A 19,752-nucleotide genomic window follows, 5' to 3' on the forward strand; every position below is an offset into this window, starting at 1 on the left:
GGTGCGAGGTTTTCCAAGGTCAAGGCATCGGCGCACGAGCCAGGGCATCCGTCACAACATCGTGTGGCAACCACATCAGCCCAGCGGTTCGGGTCCAGAGGATTGCAGTTCGGATATCCCGGTCCGGATAGATCTGCGACAGGGCTTGTGCATAAGCGCCCATCTGACGCAACAGCCCTTCAGGGCAGGCGTTCGCATCCTCGGGGATTGTGGCATTGGATTTGAAATCAATGGCTTGCACAGTATCGACCGTGACGATCAACCGATCTATGACCCCGTGCATCCGGTGGCCGTTCAGGTCGGCGGTAATCGGAACCTCGGCCAGCGCGTCCGGACCAAATATGTCCTGCAGATGTTCTGCAGTCAGGACTGTATGGGCTTCGTCAAACAGTTCTTGTCGGTCCATTTCCTGCATATCGGGAAGAACGCAGGCGCAGAGCTGCGGCCAGTTGTCCCGTGGCACCGACGGCAAATGCTCAAGCAGCAGGTGCAGGCGCGTGCCGCGAAGTTTGGCTGCGTCTTCGTCCTGACCGCTGTCACCCGGCAACGCCTTAGCGCCACCCAGATCCGATGGGCTGATCGTTTGTTGCGCCGGGGACGGGGTTGCAGCCGCAGTTAGAAACACGGCAGGCAAATCGGCGTCTTCAACAGGTGCCTCTGCATGAGAGACAAGCGGCAAGCTGGTCCAGTCCCCATGTGACAGCCTTAATGTATCAGACCCCGGCTCTTGAGTAGCCCCTGCCCGGCCCATCGCGGCCTCAACCATCTGATACCAACTGGTTCCGTCCTTTCCGACATCCCCAGCGGCCCCAACGATCAGCCATTTCTCTGCCCGTGTCAGCGCAACGTAAAGCAGCCGGAGGCGTTCATTTTCCTCCCGCGTTCGCGCACCGGTCCGGGCCTGCGCGATCAGGCTGGGGGACGCATCTGAGGGAACCTTCCACAGTGGCGTGTCATCGGCCACCATGATTTCGGCATCGCGCGGGGCTTGCCGCTTGCCCGTGTCCGGCAGGATGACAATCGGTGCCTCAAGACCCTTGGACCCATGTACGGTCATCACGCGGATCATGTTGCCCACGCCGCTCATCTGCCGCTTGATTTCCAGATCATCTGTCTGCATCCAGACCAGAAAACCTGTCAGGCTGGGTATATCCGTCCGCTCATAGGCAAGCGCCTGAGAAAGCAAGGCGTTGATGCCATCCTCAGCCTCGGCCCCCAACCGGCCCAGCAGGTTTCGCCGCCCGTGATGGCGGGTCAAGATGCGTTCGATCAAGTCATATGGGCGAAGAAAGTCGATCTGGCTGCGTAGGTCATTCAGCACGGCCAGCGTTTCGGGAAACTCTTCGGCGCGGTTGCGCAGCGCTGCCCACAGGAATTGTTCCTGCCGTCGATGCGCCAGATCGAAAATCTGCTGCTCGGTCCACCCAAATAGAGGAGATTTCAGCACAGTGGCCAGCGACAGGCTGTCTTCGGGCGTGGCCAGAAAACTCAGCAACGCAGCAAGGTCCTTCACCGCCAATTCCGCGCCGACCTTCAATCGGTCGGCCCCGGCGATTGGCAGTCGTAAAGCTTTGCAGGCACGGATGATCTCGGCAAACAGATCCGAGCGGCGCTGCACAAGGATCAGAAAGTCCCCCGGCTGCATCTTGCGGCGAACGAGCGTACCTGGGGTTTCGCCATCCTCGGGGATCGTTTCGCCAGTGTCGATCATCGACTTGATCGAATGGGCTATCTTTTCCGCAAGAATGACGGTGTGATGCCGCGCACCGGGGCGGTCTACCGGATCGGTCCAGTCGGCTTCGTCATCGTCGGTCACCTTTTCGATCGCAGGCCAAAGGTCTACGCGACCCGGCAGGCTGGACTTGAACGCGCGGTGCAGGGCTTTGTCCTGAAACCCCGCCTCGGCGTGACCTTCAAACAGGATATTCACCAAAGACAAGATCGCACTGGACGAGCGGAAGGAGTATTCAAGCTCCAAACTCTCCAATTTAGAGCCTGAATTGATCAGCCGCCGCCCAAACTCCTGCTGCATCCGGTCAAAGGCTGCGGGATCGGCCCCCTGAAAGGAATAGATCGACTGTTTCTTGTCCCCGACCACAAAGATCGTGCGTTCGACCCCGGATCGGGCCCCTTCCCCGCTGGTAAATTCCTGCGCCAGCTTTTCAACCACGTCCCATTGATCTGGGCTGGTATCTTGCGCTTCGTCCACAAGAATATGGTCGATGCCGCCATCCAGCCGATACAGCACCCATTCTGCCACCGCCGGGTCGTTCAGCACCCGCCGTGCGCGCAGGATCAGGTCGTCGAAATCCAGCCACCCACGCAACTGTTTACGACGTTCATATTCGGGCAGGAAAGCGGCGGCAAAGCGATGCAGTACATGGGTCTTACGTGCGGCAACCAAGGCCAAACGCAGCTCACGCGCGGCCTCGATGCGCAGCATCAACGCCTTAAGCTGGGGCATCCGATCGGCCAATGCGCCCTCGCGCAGCGCCTTGGTCGAAAAGCTGTTGATCTTGGCCGAGAACGGCTCTTTGGCTCCTTTGCCAGTCAGAAACACGTTTTCCAACATCGGCAAACTGGCCAGCCGGGGCTCGGTGAATGCCGCCAGTTTCGCCGCAGTTTTCGCGTTGGTGCTTCCGCCTTCGGAAAGCGCAGGCAGGATTGACTGAATTAATTCAACTTCACCACCCAGAAACACCTGTTTCAGCAGCGCGTCTTCGTCAAACCCTTCGGGCAGATCAAATCGCCTTTGAATTTCCGCCCAGTCTAGCGCCTGCGCAAACAAGTTGCGTTTTTGGGTGATCGCGGCCGTCAGATTGTCGAACCCGGTATCTGTTACAAACCGGGCCACGTCTTCGATCAAAGAGGCTTGCGGTCCTTCTGCAAAATCCTCAACGATTTCCTCGCGCAACAGGGCGGCGGCACGGTCTTCCATTTCAGCGAACTGCGGGCTGACCCCGGCTTCAAGCGGAAATCGACGCAGCAATGAGGCGCAGAATGAGTGGATCGTCTGAATCTTCAGCCCGCCCGGTGTTTCAATCGCGCGCGCAAACAATGTTCGCGCCTGCGCCAGGCGACCGGAATTAATTGCGCCGGGCACACCCAGTTCCGTCAGTTGCGCGCGCAAGGCGTCATCGCCCAGCATGGCCCATTCACCCAGTCGTTTGAACAGGCGGTTCTGCATCTCGCTGGCGGCGGCCTTGGTGTAGGTCAGGCACAGGATATGCTGCGGCTGCACACTATCCAGCAGCAGGCGCGCAACCCGGTCCGTCAACACCCGCGTTTTGCCGGAACCCGCGTTCGCCGCAAGCCAGGTCGATGCATCGGGCCGTGCTGCTTGCACCTGCCGTTCGGTCGCGTCGTTGCGGTGGCTCATGTCAGAACCTCCGGTGCAGAGTCGCTGGTCCGATCCCATTCGCCGAAGCGGGCAAGATGATCATAGTCGCCGACATCCGTATCTTTGTGCAGCATCCTCCGCGCCGTGAAGCCCTGATCAGGCTCTAAATATGCGGAAATCAGTTCTCTTAGCTCTGCAATGACCTTATCTGGCGGTTCTTTTGCCAAGGGCGCAAGGACCTCTTTATACGTTCCGCCCATCCCCACAAACACGGCCTCGGCCACGGGCAGCGGATTCAGCCCCTCGATCCCGCCTTGTTCGGCGATGGCTGCCTCGATCAGCAATTGTTTTTCAAACTTCGCCTGCTGGCTTTCGCTCGGAGGTGCGCCGGTCTTGTAATCTATCAGACGCACTGCACCCCTGCTGTTCAGGTCGACCCGGTCGGCGCGGCCCACGATGGCGAAGTCCAAAGGAGCAAGAACAAGGTTCATTTTGGCCTCAAACGAAACCGGCCCCCCATCCCCGTGCCGAGCAGTTTCTGCGCTGAGAAAGTCATCCGCGATCCGGTCTAGCCGCGCCAGCCACAGCTTGCGCGCTGTCGGCCACGCGACGTGTTGCGCAAGCAGGTTTTCGGCGCGTTTCAGGAAATTCTCGCGTGTCAGCAGGGCTGTATCCAGAACACTGTCCTTGACGAAATGCTCCAGAATTTCATGAATCACGATCCCCCGTAGCAAGGCATCGGGGGCCTGAACCAACGGATCAAGGGGCCTCAGGCGCAGCACGTGCTTAGAGTAGATTGCGTATGGATCACGGATCAGCCGTTTGATTTCCGTAACGCTCAGGCGGCGCGGTCGCGCAGCGACCGGCGGACGCGGAGAGGGACGCGGCGCGGGTTCAATTCGAGGTGCAGCTTCAAGCTGTTCCGACCAGCGCAGCCATTTCCTGCCGCGGGCGCGCATCTGGGACAGCGCCTCGCGGCCTCCCTGATCCGGTAACCCCTGCAGCAAGTTCGTCAAACGGTTCAACCAGCGGGACGGTACGGTTTCGGCATCATCAGACCGGGTTGCGCGCGTCAGCCACACTTCGGGCGCGCCGATCGCCTGTTGGAAATCATGCGCCGACAGTCCAATCCTACGTTCCGGAAGCAATAGGCCGACCTTGTCGCGCATCTGCCGGTTCAGCCACGGGTCAGGCGCTGCGGCTTCGGGCCAACTGCCTTCATTCAGTCCGCCCAAAATCAGCAGATCGGCCCCTTGTACACGCGCCTCAAGCGTGCCCCAGATCATGATATGCGGATGTGGTGCGTCCCTGTCGCGGACCTCTTCTCCCGCCAGCAAAGCGCCAAGAAGATCCGCAAAATCACGCGCATTCATTGACCCGCCATGATGCGCTTCGGCCTCCAGCGCGCTTAGAACGGACAGTGCCTTTTGCCCGGCGTTCTTGTCCCACAGCGTACCTGCGTCCCCTGCACTGCCGGCGGAAATGCTTTCGGCCAGATCGCGCAGCCGCGCCACCCAATCTGGCAGTGCAAGCTCCCCACCGATCGGTTGATCGCAGAAATGGCGTACAAGCCACTGCATCCATGCGTTTGGCGCTTCTTTTCGGGTAGCAAAATCGGTCAGGCTGCGCCCGTCCGGAAACGGCGGGCCATTGCGACGAAGATCCAGTTCAAGATCCCGCGTATGCAGCAGATGCGCCCCCCGATCGCCACCGTCATGGCACAGGGGGTGTTTCAAAAGGGTTAGCAGAGCTTCGCCGTCCAACCGCCGTGCAAACAGGTTCGCAACGTGCCGCAGGAATCGGCCGGGCGGCGATAACTGCAACGGAAGGCCTGCGCTGTCATCGGGCAGGATGTCCCAGCGGTCCAGCGCTGCGCTGACCTGACGCGTCAACATCCGGTCCGGGGTTATCAGGGCAGCGGTTTGGCCCGATTCCGCAGCCTCGCGCAGTCGCAGGGCAATCGCTAAAGCCTCGGCGCGCGGAGATTGGGCCTCGACCAGAGTCAGGTCTGCAGTCGCGCTGTCCAGATCAGTAAGTTGCGGGCCTTCGGACATCCACGCATCCGTGATCGGCGCAGGACGCAACGCCAATGAAACCAGTCTGTTACGGGCAGGGGAAGGCGGGGTATCCTGTGTCCATGGCCTGATCTGATCGGGTTTTAACCCAAGTTGCGCCATCAGCTTGCGGAACCGGTATTGTGGGTGATCTTCTGATGTCAACGCATCATCCAGATCTGTCCAGACATCGGCGGGCTGATCGAAGTCGAACCCGGGCAGGATCAGCGCGCCCCGCGGCAACCGCGCGACAGCCTCCATCAGCATCAGGGTCGTCCCCCTTGATCCCGTGGACCCGGCAAGAATAACCGGATGTTGCGGCGGTTCCGCCGTCCAGCGGTCGATCAGGTTCAGGACGACGCGCCGTTGTCGGGCCTGCATGTCCAGCGCATCCGCCCCGGTGTCGATGAAATTATCCGCGATCCCGATAAACGCCTGTGCTCGCGCCCAGTGTCCGGACAGATCGCTGATGTCCAGATTCCGGATCGCGTCAGGTGACACACCTTCGCCCTGCATTTCATCAATCAAAGCGGCCAAACTGTCGGACAGGTCAAACACGGATGACCGCGCCGCCAAATCCGGCTGCTGGTCCAGCAGCTTAGAAACCAGCTGCGTCAGTTCCAGGCGCCGTCGCAGGGGCGGGATTGCGGGCGGAACCTGCGCCAGATCAACACTTTCACCCAGATCGGTGATCAGCGACAGACGTGGCAAAAGGCAGGGTGGGCCTTGATCAAACAACTCTCGTACACGCCGGGCCATCCTTCGTGTGTTGACCACCAGTTGCACGCGGGCAAGGGCCTCGGGCGGGGTACCTTCGTGGCGGGCCTGCAGCCCCCGAACCAGCGCCTTGGGAAAGTCCGTACCGGGTGGAACCGCAAAAACGCGGGGTAGGGCGCTAGGCTCAAACACTTGCCAAAAGCTCCTCGGCGAGGGCGATCCCTTCGGGCCTTCCGACATCGCACCATCGGCCTGGATAAGACAGGGCAAACAGGCGGTTCTGACTGTGCATCTGGTCCCATAACAGGTTTAAAGAAAAAGACTTTTGCTGAAAATTCATCAATCCATCTGTCTTGGTGATTTGGATTCCGCCATAGATCAACCCCGGCCCACGCGTAATCTGGCCTGACGCGTCGGCGGTGAAATCTCCTGTCCCCATATATCCAATGGTCCGAGCGACGGGCACACACATTAACAGGGCGTCCATTCTGTCCGGGTCCCATGCGTCGCGCAGCAGCGCAAGCGGGTTCGGGCCGGCCCAGATCGCATCCGAGTTTGCCGTATAAACGGGATCTGTGCCCAACAGCGGCAGGGCCGCGCGCAATCCGCCACCGGTTTCCAGAATCTCGGCGTCTTCGCGGGACAGTAATACACCCTTGGGGGCCAGATGCGCCTCAAGCTGATCGGGCAGGTAATGAAGGTTAGCGACAATCCTTTTGGGGTGAACGTCGTTGATCAGGTCCAGCGCATAATCAATCAAGGGCCGACCCGCGACTTCAATCAGCGGTTTGGGCGTCGTGCTGGTCAACGCGCCCATTCGGGTACCAAACCCGGCTGCGAACAGCATGACGGCTTCGGGAGTTCGGGTCATGCCTGTCTGAGCCTTTCCAAAGCCTCGGGTGTTGGGGCGGGTAGGGCGCGTCGCAGCAGATCGGCGACTGAAACCAGCGCCGGGTGTTCCAGATCGCGCATCAGGTGGGACCAAGTTGCCGGGATCAGGTCAATATACTGGGGCTTGCCGTATTCTGTTGCCAGCCGTGCAAACACCCCCAGAATTCGCAGGTTTCGCTGGGCGCCCAAAACGGCATAGGCCGTGCGGAAATCGTGGTCGTTGACACCCGTTTCTGTGATGTATCGTGTGATCATCCGCATCTCAGTGCCGGGTGCCACGTCGCGACGAACGTCCTGTAGCAGGGACACCAGATCATACGCCGGATGACCCAGCATAGCTGTTTGAAAGTCCAGAAGGCCGACGCGCTGAACCCCTGTGCGATCCGGCAGCCAGATCAGGTTTTCGGCATGATAATCGCGCTGGATGACTACCTTCTGGCCAGACGTTTCGGTGTGCAGGATATCGGCGAACCGATTTTCAAAACGGGCCCGCGCATCTTCGTCATAAGTCCCCTGCACGGCTTGCGCGTATTTTGTGAAGGACAGCGCGGCCAGTTCGGTCATCAGGGATGGGCCGTAAGACTGCAAGGATAAGGTCGGCGCGTCGTGCAATGTGATTAGAACATCCGTGGCGGCCTCGTAGAGTTCACGCTCTTGCTGCGGATGGTGTTCGAGAACGCGCGCAAACAGATCGTCGCCCAGATCCTCCAGCAATAAGAACCCGAACTCTGTGTCTTCGGCATAGATCTTGGGTGCGCTCAAGCCAACTGACCGCAGGTATTCGGCCATGCGCACAAAAGCCTCCACCGGTTCAGCCTGACCTGGGGGGGAATCCATCAAAACAGCCGTATTTCCGGAATCAGGGTCCGTCAGGCGCTCGTACCTGCGGTTTGACGCATCGCCAGCCAAAGGCGCGCGCCGGGCATTTGCCCATGGCGTTTGGGCAATCAGGGCTTCGGCCAGAACCGCCCGGTTCGTCATGAGCAGGACTCCAACTTTTCTGACCATCTCGGGTCCGACCACGTCAGGGTCAGCATTCGTTTTTCCATCATATTAGGGTCTGTTTCGAACGTTAGTGTGAGGGCATTTTCAGGCCGAAGCGGACCCAGCTTGTCGGGCCATTCGATCAGGCAGATCGACGTGTCGAAGGCTTCGGTCAGGCCGAGTTCTTCAACCTCTTCTACCGCGGATAGGCGATAGAGATCGCAGTGCCAGATTTCGGCGGCGGCTGTGTCGTACACCTGTACCAACGTAAATGTTGGTGAGGGCACATCTTCCGGAATTGTCATCAATGACTGGATGAGGCTGCGCGCAAAATGCGTTTTACCGCTGCCAATCTCGCCCTCAAGCAGCACAATGTCACCGGGCAACAGTTTTGAGCCCAATCGAGCAGCAAACCCGGCTGTTTCTTCTGGGGAATTCAGGTCAATCGTCAGCGGCGCAGTCGTCATGGCGCCACAATGACCCTGTGTCCGGTTGGCTGCAACCCGGTTCAGGCGCTGATCTGTTGTATCTCGGCCGGACGGATAACCTGGGCGTCCGTGGAAAAGCGTATGATTGTGGCCCCGTTGTGCAAAGGGCTGACAGTGCAGGTCAATGAAGTGCCGTCACGCATCCTCAAATCACCGCTCCATTCGGCGCGGTTGTCGCGCATTTCGACGAAATCGCGAATTTCGCCCAGGATGGGTGTTGCGGCGCATTGTGTCTGCCACCCGCGCGTCACCTCCAACACAGAATCCGAGTCAAACCCGGTATCCGAACTTTCCCCCCAAAGCTTTTGGTAAGCATAGTTTGTAAAGGCCAATGTTCCGTCATCGCCAAACACGGCGATCGCGTCGGCCAGTTTGTCCAGAATGGATTGCATCAGGTCCATTTCCGAACGGAAGCGGCGGGTCAATGTGATCTCGGCCGTGATATCCTCGAACAGAAAGGCCACAGCACCATCCGGGTGCGGGCGTCCGCTGACCGAGTAGACAGAGCCTGACGGCAAAGACCATGTCTCTTGGTAATTTCCGTCTTCGGCTGCCTCAAGAAGATCGTTCATCTGACTGCGCCATGTCCGGTAGTTCTTGGGCTCAGGCATCATGTGCTGGTCGCGCAACCTGTCGAAAAAGCTGGACAGGCTCGGGCGGCAACTCAGGAAATCGGGGGGCAGGGTGGTCAGGTCGATCAGGGCCGGATTGAACAGCGCCAATTGACGATTGCGATCAAATATCGCCAGCCCGATTGAAAGCTGGGCAAATGTTTTCGTCATGGTTTGTACGAATTTGCGTTGGGCTGTCTCAGCATCAACAATTGCGTTGATGTCCACCGCATAGCACAGATGCCCCTCGGGATGGTCTACAAGGGTCAGGTCAAACCACAGCTTGTTTTCACTTTCCTCGGGTGAGATTGAAACCCGTGTCTTCGTGCTTAGACGCGTGTCTTCGTCTGATCCGGGAAACAGCGACGCCGTGAGATCGGTATCAGGGCCGCGCACCTTGCGCACCAATGAGATATAGGCCGCATTGCACCACCGTACATTGTCCTGATGATCCAACAGCCAGACCGGGTAGGGCGCCCGATCCATTGCCTGACGAATGGGATCGCTTGCGTCCCGGTGAATGGTTTCCGGGCGTTCGGCGTCGTCGCGCAACTGAATCCTGACGATACCGTCGATCCATTCACACAGAACATCACGATTAACGGTGCAATCAATTGCCGGGACAACCAGATTTCCTTCCTTTTGAATTGGGTCCGGGGTTTCCGGAAAGGTTGGAAAGTCCCGTTTCAACAGGCGGCGCAGGTCGGGCCAGTGCCTGACCTCTTCAAATCCGTCCAGCGCAATATCGGAATGGCTGATCAGGCGGTCCCCGTCGAACAGAAAGACTGTGTCAAATAAGGAGGATGGTGACGAAAGACCAAAGTTGTCGCCGCTGTGTCTGCGGCGGGGCAACAACCAATGGACGGCGGCACTGGCAGAAACCAGGCTGATAATGGCCAGAATGATCCAGTCGACCATGGATGCTCCGCAACAGAAATGATCGTTTCAGATTATGGTTACCATTGGTTAATGGGGTCTTAATTCAGATCTGAAAGCGCTGGTTTGCACCGGACGGGACGGGCGTGTCACCGATCTGAGCGTCCACCAGTTTGCGGGGCCATGCGACTTTGACGATCGCGCCCCGGTGTTCGGGATTGTCGGACAGGTTCTGATAAGGATCCGAGCCGTTGGCGAATTCCAGTTCAGCGCCGCTTCGCTCTAGCAGGGTTTTGGCGATGAACAGACCGAGGCCCATGCCTTCGTATTCTGGCCGTGCGCGTTGTTCGGTCTCGGCGCGGCGACGGCGCATGAAAGGGTCCCCAATCCGGCCGATCATGTGTGAAGGATAGCCGCGCCCATCATCCATGATACCGATCGAGATCTGATCGGGTGTCCATTCGGCTTCGACCCAGACATTTGCCCGAGAAAAATCCACGGCATTCTGGATCAGGTTTCTCAGCCCGTGGACGATCTCGGGTTTTCGCAGGATTGATGGCTGCTGCACGTCGCCTTCGCCTGCGGGGCCTTCAGTGAAATGAACGATCTTGCCGCGGTTGATATGGGGTTCGGCCGCTTCGTGAATGACGGTGGACAAAGGTGCCTGCCGAAGATGCAGGTCGTCTTTGCCCGCACGCCCCATGTCCCGCAGGATGTCCCTGCAGCGATTGGCCTGCTCACGGATCAGGGCGGCGTCGTCCTTCAGATCGGGGCGGTCATCCAGTTCCTCGATCAGTTCCGAACTGGTCAGCTTGATCGTGGCCAGAGGCGTACCCAACTCGTGCGCGGCTGCGGCGACAACACCGCCCAGATCGGTCAGCTTCTGTTCCCGTGCCAGTGCCATATGGGTGGCGGCCAGCGCCTCGGACATGGATTGCACCTCTGAACTGACGCGGTGGGAATAGGCACCAATAAAGACAATGGCGATCACAACCGCAGCCCAATTGCCGAATAGCAGCATGTCGGGGATTTCAAGCACCTGCCCAGTTTCGGTGCGCAGCGGCAGGTGGAACTCGACCAGCAGCGAGGTCAGCGTAATGGCCACCGCTCCCACGATCAGGGTCGAGCGGGTGCTCATTACGTTGGCCGAGATCGTCACCGGGCCCAACAGCAGCAATGCGAAGGGGTTGTTCAGGCCGCCGGTCAGATATAGCAGGATCGCTAACTGCATCAGGTCGAACAGCACCATCAGGAAGTTCTCGAACTCGGTCAGACGCTTGCTTTGCGGAAACAGCAGAATCGCAGTCATGTTGCCCAGAACCGACACGCCAATGGCGAGATAGCACAGCGTCAGCTCAAGCTGCAGGTCGAAATACTGCTGCGCCACAGTGATGGCGGTGAACTGGCCGATAATGGCGACCCATCGCAACAGAATAAGGGTACGCAGGCGAATCCAACTGCTTCGTTCCTGACCGCGCCATAATGTGATGTTGGAATTTGCCATTGGTCGATTATGTCCTGTTGCATAGGCTGCTCATCTTGATAGGTGTCCGGGCCGAAACGATCAACAACCCCTTTTTCTTTCAGGAAGCCCGCCATGATCCGTCTGTATGCCATTCTTGCAACCGTGGTTCTGGCCATAGGCGTTGGTGCCATGTGGCTGCTGACAAGGGGTGGCGGATCGGATGACAAGTTTGCACAATGTCGCTCGAGCCAAATTGCCGGCGGGTCGGCGGCAATCGGCGGGCCGTTCGAGTTGATCAACGGTGCGGGTGAAACGGTTACCGACGCGGACGTGATCACCGAGCCCACGTTGGTTTATTTCGGCTACACTTTCTGCCCGGATGTCTGTCCTTTTGACATGTCACGCAATGCCGAAGCCGTCGACATTCTGGCCGAGCGCGGCCAGTCGGTGACGCCGTTGTTCATTTCAATTGATCCGGATCGCGACACGCCCGAAGTGATGAGCGACTATGCGTTCAATCTTGGCGGAAAAACCATCGCCCTGACCGGATCGCCCGAGCAGGTCAAGGCGGCCAGCCAAGCTTATAAGACCTATTACAAGGCGCATGACAAAAGCGATGAGTTCTATTTGGTCGACCACTCGACCTTTACCTATCTGGTGACGCCGGAAGACGGATTTATCGAGTTTTTCAACCGCAACGATACGGCTGAACAAATGGCGGATAAGGTTGGCTGCTTTCTGGACCAGCTATAGCCGACGACTCTGCGCCGCCGGAACTATTTTTCTCTACATGCACATATTCACATAAAAAACACGCATGGTTGCTTGCTTGATTGACAGTCGCCCTACTGTGCGACGAAATAGTATTATGTCTAAGAACGAGTGACTTGCCGAACCGAACGTGACGGCCGATCGGGAAATGTAGTGATATGGGTTTTATATTTTATAATATCAGCGAGGTGACGGGGTTCACCGGTAGCGGCACTGCTAATCTGGATATCTGGACAACCTCAGCGGACTTAAGCGACCCTTCTGTAACAACGGTCACTGGCGACTTTGATCTGGACAACAATTTGGATGGGGTTGGCGGGAGTGAAGCGCAAGACGGTTATGTCTTCAATTTACCTGTAACCCCCTACGGTACATTTGTTACGAATTCCACAACCGGTGAATTCACCTTCATAATCGACCGGGCTGCAGTAATTGCATCCGGGTCTGATCAGGTTGTCAGCTTCACGGTTACAGGCAGTGATGCTTCCGGAGCCAGCGATACAGACACCGTTGTCATCAACCTGCTCATCTGCGTGTCCCGAGGCACGCTGATTGCGACTCCGGCTGGCGAGCGCCCGGTTGAGGATTTGCTGATCGGGGACGACGTTCTGACGGCGGATGGCCGGACGGAACAAGTTCGTTGGATTGGTAGCCGCTGCATTGACGCGGCAGAGTTGGATCGAAACGATAGCCTGTTTCCAGTAAGGATAAGGGGCAACGCCTTCGGTCACGATGTGCCTAATGGCGATCTTTTGGTTTCTCCTCAGCACCGAATTCAGGTTCAGGACCCCTTGGCAGAGATGCTGTTCGGCCATCCGGCAGTTCTGGCCCCCGCTAAAGGCTTGCTGAATGATTCAACGATAACTGTCGATCGTTCGGTTGCTGAGGTCGAATACTTCCATTTGGCGTTCGATCAACACGAAGTCATCGTAACCAACGGGCTTGCAACCGAAAGCTTCCACCCCGGCCCGACCAGCTTGGACGGAATTGATCGGGATGCCGCCAATGAGCTGTACGAGATTTTTCCCGGCCTTAAGTCCAACGCCAATGAATTTGGCCCCTCAGCGTTGCCCGGCCTCAAGCCGTGGGAAGCGGCCTTGCTCAGTAAATCTTCGAAAGTGGCATGAAACAGATCCTCGATGCCTCTGGCAAACCTCTTCCGCGTGAAGAAGCGCCCGACCCGAAACTTTTGCGCGCTTATGGCGACGCAATGTTTCTGGCCTTTCGCAGCAGCTATCACAATCGGATGACTGTTGCGAACCTGCGACTGGCGTTTGAACCGCCGCTTGTACTGGGCCAGTACAGGATATTCCGGTTCGATGAGGTTCCCCGCGCGATCTTCACCTGGGCCTTTCTGTCGGAAGACGCGGAAAAGAAACACATTCGGGGCGAACCGCTGATGCCGGAGGATTGGAAAGCCGAAGGCGGGCGGATGTGGGTGATTGATCTGATTGCCCCATATCGCAAACTTATGCCAAGCATATGGAACTGGGCCATGATTCCGGGAAATGTCAGCGATGAAGGGTTTCGTTTCTGTCGACATCAGACCGAAGACAGGAACCGCAAGATTGTGGACATCGACTTTGGCCGTCGGGGTCGCAAGCAGCGTATTCTGACGGAAAAGGACTTCGTCTGACTTTGCGGAATGGGAATGGTTAACAACGCCGAACCTAAACAAATAACGAAGGCCCCTGTCGCCAGGAAAGACACACTCTGAAACCGGAAATTAGTATGATTGAATACAAACCAGATGAAGATGTGGGGTCGCTTGAGCACTGGCCTTTTGACAACCCCGAAAGCGACTATGTCATCAAGTCGGGATCACCCACTGTTTTCGGGCGCATGGATGCTGGTGGGTCAGGCCATACGATGCGGGCCGGTATTTGGCGTTGTACGCCCGGCGTATTTGAGTGCACCGAACAAGGTGATGAATTGATGACCATTTTGTCGGGCAAATGCCAGTTGACGGACAAGACTACGGGTGAGGTCAGCACCCTGTGCACAGGAGATAGCCTTTTCATCCGCGATGGCAGTCGCGTGGAATGGAACGTCACCGAAGAGGTCACCAAAGTTTTCTTCGGACAAAAGCGGGACGGCTATTAACAATTCAGGCATCTGCCAAGAGGCCGAATCCGGCAACAGTAAGGTGATATCGGGCCTATCGGATTGAGTTTGAACGCTAGTAAAGCTGTCTGATTCCGGACTGAACTCCTTTCGGCCCAATCAGGATCTAGATGGGCTTTCTAGTTTGCGCTTTCGCAGTTTTCACATTTTAACAATCTGAAAAATATAGAACTTTTTCAGGACCGAGAATGCGCAATCCATTTGGGTGGACCTTCTCATCCTGTGCAGAATTTTGACTTAATGGCAAAATTGTGTTCATAATCTGTCTTGCTCCGTTCATTTTTGGTTCATTTTCGGTTAACTTTGCAGTAACGAATCGAAAGATTTTTCAGTGTTCTGGCTTCACCAAATCGTGTGAATGCGCCCAGAGTTTGTGAGTGTTGAAAATGGTTAAGACGTATATTCAGCTTCCCGAGGACTCAATTTCCGAGTCAAAATCAAAAGAAAACTATCTGGACAAAAACAGCGCCCGCGATTTGTTTTCGCGGTTTCGCCAAGAGTCTGAAGGCGCGGTTCTTATCCTGCTGGCGATCTTCCTTGTCCCCATGATGGTGTTCATCGGGCTTGCCATGGAGCTTGCGCTGACGGAAGACATTAGGGTCAAGCTTCAGAACACATCGGATTCAGCCAGTCTTGCGTCGGCGGACCTTGAACAGGTTCTGGAACCTGAAGATGTGGTAAACGACTTTTTTGCGAAAGCGGGACTAGGCGATAATCTTCGGAACGTCACTGTTGTAAACACCGCCACCGAAAGAACGGTGGCGGTTGAATCGGATGCCTTTGTTCCAGCTTTGCTGACAAGGTTGGCTGGGCGCAACGGTTGGGATGTACCGGTTGTTGGTGCCGCGACCGAGTCCCGCCGTGATCTAGAAATCGCAGTTGCACTGGACAATTCGGGTTCGATGTCCTGGGCACCTGGATCGACCAGCGGACCTGCCGCCAACCCGTCGCGCATGGACCTGCTTATTCCTGCAGCCGAAGCTTTCGTCGATGCGGTGCAACCGAAACCTGGGCAGCCGGGCACGACGACGATTTCACTTGTCCCTTTTGCCACACAAGTCTCTGTGGGTGAGGATTTGCTGAACAACTTCACGGTGTCGGCTGAACATTCGACATCGCATTGCGTGACGTTCAACTCCACCGCAGACTATACCACCACGGCCGTTCCGACGAATACGTTGCTGAACCGAACGGCGCATCACGATCCCTCCAGCACGGGATGGAACCTGAGTACATACAACACGGTTTGCCCAACGGATTCAGCACGACGCGACATCGTTGCGTGGTCGGAAGATCCGGATGTTCTGAAAACCCGTATCCGGGCGATGCAGCCTTATGGCTACACATCCATCGAGATGGCAGCGAAGTGGGGCGCTGCAATGCTGGACCCAACCATGCGTCCGGTCTTGTCGTCCTTGTCGGGAATGACAGGCTATGAACACCTGTCTGGCCCTGCAGGGCGCGGGATGCCTTATGATTTCGATAATCCCGACGCTATTAAGTACCTGATCGTGATGTCTGATGGTGCAAACACTCTTAACTTCGATATCAGACCGCCCTATCACGAGGGTAACTCGCCGCTGTTCCGTTTGCCGGGCACGAACAACTATAGCTATTACCGGAACCGCCCCGGAACAGGTCGGGATTTCTATCGGGTTTCGGGCGATTTTTGGAGCTTCACACCCGGTAGCGGCGCGGTACAGATGACTTGGCCTGAGGTTTGGGCCGATATGCCGGTGGACAGGTTCGTGGACAGCATCCTGTCCGAGGCAGACACCAGCCGAAGCGCGAATGGTCACTATAATCGGATCGTGCGGACCCGGACGGGTACGTGGAAAAACAACCGTACCTCTGCCATCTGCCAAGCCGCCAAGGACAATGACGTGATCGTCTTTACGATCGGAATGGATACCTATGGTCAGGGCGATGCAACTTTGGCTGACTGCGCGTCCTCGCCCTCGCATTTTTACGATGTCGATGGGTTGGACATTGATGATGCCTTTGCGTCCATTGCGCGTCAGATCAACAAACTACGGCTTACGCAGTAATTCGGCAGGGGGATTGATCTGATGACGCGATACCAGACGATAGCCTATGCAACCAAAACGCCCGATGGGACATCGGCACAGCGCGACGGAGCCTTTTCCGGTATCGCCCGGCGATCGCGACGCTGGTGGCGGGACGAAGACGGTACGACACTGGTTGAATTCTCTGTTTGTCTGCCGCTGCTTCTGCTGTTTCTGTTCATAACGCTCGAATTCAGTTACTTGATCGTGCGCCAAGTTGCATTGGATCGCTCGACGGACGAAACCTTCCGCGAGCTGCGGCTGGGGCTGATCTCTGATCCGACGCACGAAAAGGTAAAGACCGCCATTTGCGCCAAATCTCTGGCGCAAGTGTCCTTGTGGGATTGCGACGAAAATCTGCTGCTGGAGGTGCGTCAGGTCGAGAAGTCGGATTGGGAATTCAACCTTAATGGCCGCGCGAATTGCCTGAATACATCGCCCCCGGATGGATATGAGCCGCCGATCGACTTCACGGAAGGGACCGAAAATCAGTTGATGATCGCCCGCGCGTGCCTTGTCCAAAGGTCACTTTTCCCACCTATGCCGATGCTGGCATCGCTTCGGCGCTACGATGACTTGGGCAATTTCGCTCTTATCTCACGGTCAGCCTTTGTGAACGAGCCTTTTTGATATGTTTGTTTTGTATAACGAGTTTAAGTTCAGGTTGCGGCGCGCAATAGGCCGTTTTGTACGCGACACAAGCGGTGCGGCCCTTGTCGAAATGGGGTTTGCCTTGCCCATTCTGATCCTGCTGACGACGGGTGCGTTGGTGGTGCAGGATGCGGTTCGCATGTCCTATTTGCGGTCTAAGGCGACCTATACAGTATCGGACATGATCAGCCGCGAAGATACCTTTATTGACGCGGATTACTTTAATGGTCTGAACAGCGTTTTCCGATATATCGTAGGGCCTCAGCATCCCAGCGAGCTGCGGATTTCTACGATTGAATGCACAGCGGATTGCCAAGATGAGGCCCAGCGCGTGCTCGAGTTCTGTTGGTCGCATCCTTCTTCGGGATTGTCAGCGCTGACCAATGATCAGATCGCGAGCTACGAGGCGCGAACGCCACTCTTTTCCGAAGGTGACACGCTACTTATGACCGAGGCGTTTTTGGATTATACGCCCTTGTTCGGCGACTTCATTATGTCGCCCCAAACCTACCAGACCGTCGCGTTTACCCGTCCACGAATTGCCGGACAGATCAAGTTTGATACCGGCGCTGTGGATACAGATGGTAACACAATCGTCAGAGACTGCTTTAACAACTAAAGAGCAACATAAGATAAACTGAGCACGACTTTACCGGCGGGATCACCGCATTGTTCCGGGGTATTTTGGCGCTGGTTAAACGACTGGCGAACGGGTCAGATACTCTGCTGTCAAACTCGAAAACATGTGTGAAACAGTAGAACGCTCCCGCTGGCGTCATGGTTAAAAACTAGAAAATACGGTTGTTTATTCGCCTTGTGGTTCACGGCGTGGCAGGTATTGGCCTTGCCTTCCAAGTGTCTGCGAAAAGACTTGAGCATGCGAGTGGGCCGGGGCGCAACCGGCCTGTGATCAGGGGCGGATGACTTTCCGAGTTGTTCGTCGAAGACCCGCGAGACTCTACTACTCAAGGCCTGTTTGACCTTTCTCATGGCGCTGCTATTACTCATAAACTAGCCAAAGGCGTGAAATAGCGGAAAGAACGGAATATGGCGGACAGCTCTAACCTGGATATCGGCCCGGATAAATCCCTGCTTCTGGTGGATGATGACGAGCCATTTCTGAGACGTCTCGCCAAGGCGATGGAAAAGCGCGGTTTCGAGGTTGAGACCGCAGGCTCGGTCGCGGCAGGCCGCGCAATTTCTACCGCCCGTCCACCGGCCTATGCGGTTGTGGATTTGCGGCTTGAGGATGGCAATGGGCTGGACGTGGTCGAAGTGCTGCGTGAGAAGCGCCCCGACAGCCGCGTTGTGGTTCTGACCGGTTACGGCGCCATCGCCACGGCTGTTGCTGCCGTCAAAATTGGCGCGACCGACTACCTGTCGAAACCCGCCGACGCCACTGACATCACCAACGCTCTGCTGACAAAAGACGACGAACTGCCTCCGCCCCCCGAAAACCCCATGAGTGCGGATCGCGTGCGGTGGGAGCATATTCAGCGGGTTTATGAGCTGTGTGACCGCAATGTCAGCGAAACTGCCCGTCGCCTCAACATGCACCGCCGGACGTTGCAGCGGATTCTAGCAAAACGCAGCCCGCGGTAGTGGTCACAGTTTCTTGACTTGTTATCTTTCGTCCCTTTGGCAAAGTTTTCGCTTTGGGACATCAGTTGCTAGACAGGGACCTTACAAATGATCGGTTACGTGACCATCGGCGTGTCGGATATGGAGCGCGCAAAGAAATTCTATACCGACCTTTTCTCGGATCGTGACGCGAAGGTGATTATCGACGCGGGACGTATCGCCTTTATCGGCAGCAAGCCCGGTGAACCTATGCTGGCTGTTTGCGAGCCCTATGACGGGGGCGAGTGTTCGGTTGGTAACGGCAGCATGGTCGCTTTTGCCGCTCAGTCCAAAGAGGAAAGCAAGGCGTTGTATGACAAGGCTATCAGCATTGGTGCAACCGACGAAGGCGAGCCCGGTCAGCGTGTGCCTGACCGTTTCTACGGGTCGTATGTCCGTGACCCGGATGGCAACAAGCTGTGCTTCTTCGTTTTCGGCTAAAGCTGACGTAACAGGGCTGCGTGCCGTTCCGTGTACGCCTGTCGCACCTCTACCGGCGGGCGTAAGACGATCTCCAGCCCCTCCATTACGGTCTTATCCGGGCGGCCAAAGAACTTGGTCGCCTCTGCCTCAGAAAACCCGGCGATCTGCGTGGCCTCCATCCAGGCGCTGATCTTGTCGGCCTTTTTGATCTGTCGCTTGATCGTTTTGGGCACAGCGGCGGGCAGTCCGAACCGGATGTGGATCGCCGCCGCCAGCCTGTCATCCAGCGCGCCGTAATCCGGGCCGACCGCGGATTTGACCGGTGAAATCATGTCCCCAATCACATATTCAGGCGCATCATGTAACAAAGCGGCAAGCTGCCATTTAATGGGTGCTTTGGGGGCGATCCGGCGAAAAAGCGCCTCGACCAGTAGGGAATGTTCGGCAACCGAATAGGCAAAATCCCCTGCGGTTTGACCATTCCAGCGTGCCACAAACGCCAGACCGTGCGCGATATCTTCGATTTCAATGTCAACGGGCGTCGGATCCAGCAGGTCCAGCCTGCGGCCGGATAGCATTCTCTGCCACGCTCTGGGTTGTGTTGCCATTATACCATGCCCGATTTCAACAGCGGCGATTGCGCAGCAGTTTTGTGGTATGGTTTACCTGTC

17 protein-coding genes are annotated in these 19,752 nt (G+C 56.9%); 9 read left to right on the forward strand and 8 right to left on the reverse strand.

Features of this window, described 5'->3' with window-relative positions:
* Positions 1-19: 19 nt before the first annotated feature.
* From addA to regB, 7 genes are all read right to left on the reverse strand, one after another.
* A complete protein-coding gene (addA, locus tag GOV87_RS13520; RefSeq protein ID WP_171212138.1) occupies positions 20-3,379 on the reverse strand; it encodes a double-strand break repair helicase AddA in 3,360 nt (1,119 codons plus the stop codon).
* The gene (addB, locus tag GOV87_RS13525) at positions 3,376-6,303 is read right to left on the reverse strand and encodes a double-strand break repair protein AddB (RefSeq protein ID WP_171212139.1); all 2,928 of its coding nucleotides are present in this window, start codon (positions 6,301-6,303) and stop codon (positions 3,376-3,378) included. Before addB ends, addA begins: the two co-directional genes overlap by 4 nt.
* Positions 6,296-6,982, reverse strand: a complete 687-nt coding sequence (locus GOV87_RS13530) for a nucleotidyltransferase family protein (RefSeq protein WP_171212140.1) — start codon at positions 6,980-6,982, stop codon at positions 6,296-6,298. The genes addB and GOV87_RS13530 overlap by 8 nt, the downstream gene beginning before the upstream one ends.
* Complete coding sequence (locus GOV87_RS13535; protein WP_171212141.1) at positions 6,979-7,983, reverse strand: aminoglycoside phosphotransferase family protein; 1,005 nt, start codon at positions 7,981-7,983, stop codon at positions 6,979-6,981. Before GOV87_RS13535 ends, GOV87_RS13530 begins: the two co-directional genes overlap by 4 nt.
* On the reverse strand, positions 7,980-8,453 hold the full coding sequence (gene tsaE / locus GOV87_RS13540; protein WP_171124034.1) for a tRNA (adenosine(37)-N6)-threonylcarbamoyltransferase complex ATPase subunit type 1 TsaE: 474 nt from the start codon (positions 8,451-8,453) through the stop codon (positions 7,980-7,982). Before tsaE ends, GOV87_RS13535 begins: the two co-directional genes overlap by 4 nt.
* A gap of 41 nt (positions 8,454-8,494) precedes the next feature.
* Complete coding sequence (locus GOV87_RS13545) at positions 8,495-10,003, reverse strand: PAS-domain containing protein (protein WP_171212142.1); 1,509 nt, start codon at positions 10,001-10,003, stop codon at positions 8,495-8,497.
* A 64-nt stretch (positions 10,004-10,067) separates the two neighbouring features.
* Positions 10,068-11,465, reverse strand: coding sequence for a sensor histidine kinase RegB (gene regB / locus GOV87_RS13550; RefSeq protein ID WP_171212143.1), 1,398 nt, complete (start codon positions 11,463-11,465; stop codon positions 10,068-10,070).
* A 93-nt stretch (positions 11,466-11,558) separates the two neighbouring features.
* Between regB and GOV87_RS13555 the strand changes: the two genes are divergently transcribed.
* From GOV87_RS13555 to GOV87_RS13595, 9 genes are all read left to right on the forward strand, one after another.
* A complete protein-coding gene (locus GOV87_RS13555) occupies positions 11,559-12,179 on the forward strand; it encodes an SCO family protein (RefSeq protein ID WP_171123738.1) in 621 nt (206 codons plus the stop codon).
* A 176-nt stretch (positions 12,180-12,355) separates the two neighbouring features.
* A complete protein-coding gene (locus GOV87_RS13560) occupies positions 12,356-13,324 on the forward strand; it encodes a Hint domain-containing protein (RefSeq protein WP_171212144.1) in 969 nt (322 codons plus the stop codon).
* Positions 13,321-13,833 (forward strand): toxin-activating lysine-acyltransferase, encoded by a 513-nt coding sequence (locus tag GOV87_RS13565; RefSeq protein WP_171123725.1) that lies wholly within the window; start codon positions 13,321-13,323, stop codon positions 13,831-13,833. The genes GOV87_RS13560 and GOV87_RS13565 overlap by 4 nt, the downstream gene beginning before the upstream one ends.
* Before the next feature lie 95 nt (positions 13,834-13,928).
* Positions 13,929-14,300: a cupin domain-containing protein gene (locus tag GOV87_RS13570; protein ID WP_171124026.1), complete on the forward strand. Its 372-nt coding sequence runs from the start codon at positions 13,929-13,931 to the stop codon at positions 14,298-14,300.
* 407 nt (positions 14,301-14,707) lie between these two features.
* Positions 14,708-16,369, forward strand: a complete 1,662-nt coding sequence (locus GOV87_RS13575) for a TadE/TadG family type IV pilus assembly protein (protein WP_171212145.1) — start codon at positions 14,708-14,710, stop codon at positions 16,367-16,369.
* 21 nt (positions 16,370-16,390) lie between these two features.
* The gene (locus GOV87_RS13580) at positions 16,391-17,017 is read left to right on the forward strand and encodes a TadE/TadG family type IV pilus assembly protein (RefSeq protein WP_171212146.1); all 627 of its coding nucleotides are present in this window, start codon (positions 16,391-16,393) and stop codon (positions 17,015-17,017) included.
* A 1-nt stretch (position 17,018) separates the two neighbouring features.
* Positions 17,019-17,657, forward strand: a complete 639-nt coding sequence (locus tag GOV87_RS13585; RefSeq protein WP_171124020.1) for a TadE/TadG family type IV pilus assembly protein — start codon at positions 17,019-17,021, stop codon at positions 17,655-17,657.
* 428 nt (positions 17,658-18,085) lie between these two features.
* Positions 18,086-18,640 (forward strand): ActR/PrrA/RegA family redox response regulator transcription factor, encoded by a 555-nt coding sequence (locus tag GOV87_RS13590; RefSeq protein ID WP_171123714.1) that lies wholly within the window; start codon positions 18,086-18,088, stop codon positions 18,638-18,640.
* A gap of 87 nt (positions 18,641-18,727) precedes the next feature.
* Positions 18,728-19,099, forward strand: a complete 372-nt coding sequence (locus GOV87_RS13595; protein WP_171212147.1) for a VOC family protein — start codon at positions 18,728-18,730, stop codon at positions 19,097-19,099.
* Here GOV87_RS13595 and GOV87_RS13600 read toward each other — a convergent pair.
* Complete coding sequence (locus GOV87_RS13600; protein ID WP_171124015.1) at positions 19,096-19,689, reverse strand: HD domain-containing protein; 594 nt, start codon at positions 19,687-19,689, stop codon at positions 19,096-19,098. The two genes, GOV87_RS13595 and GOV87_RS13600, sit on opposite strands and share 4 nt — an antisense overlap.
* Positions 19,690-19,752: the final 63 nt, after the last annotated feature.

Origin of the sequence: Ruegeria sp. HKCCA5426 (assembly GCF_013034585.1) — a bacterium.
GTDB lineage: Bacteria > Pseudomonadota > Alphaproteobacteria > Rhodobacterales > Rhodobacteraceae > Ruegeria.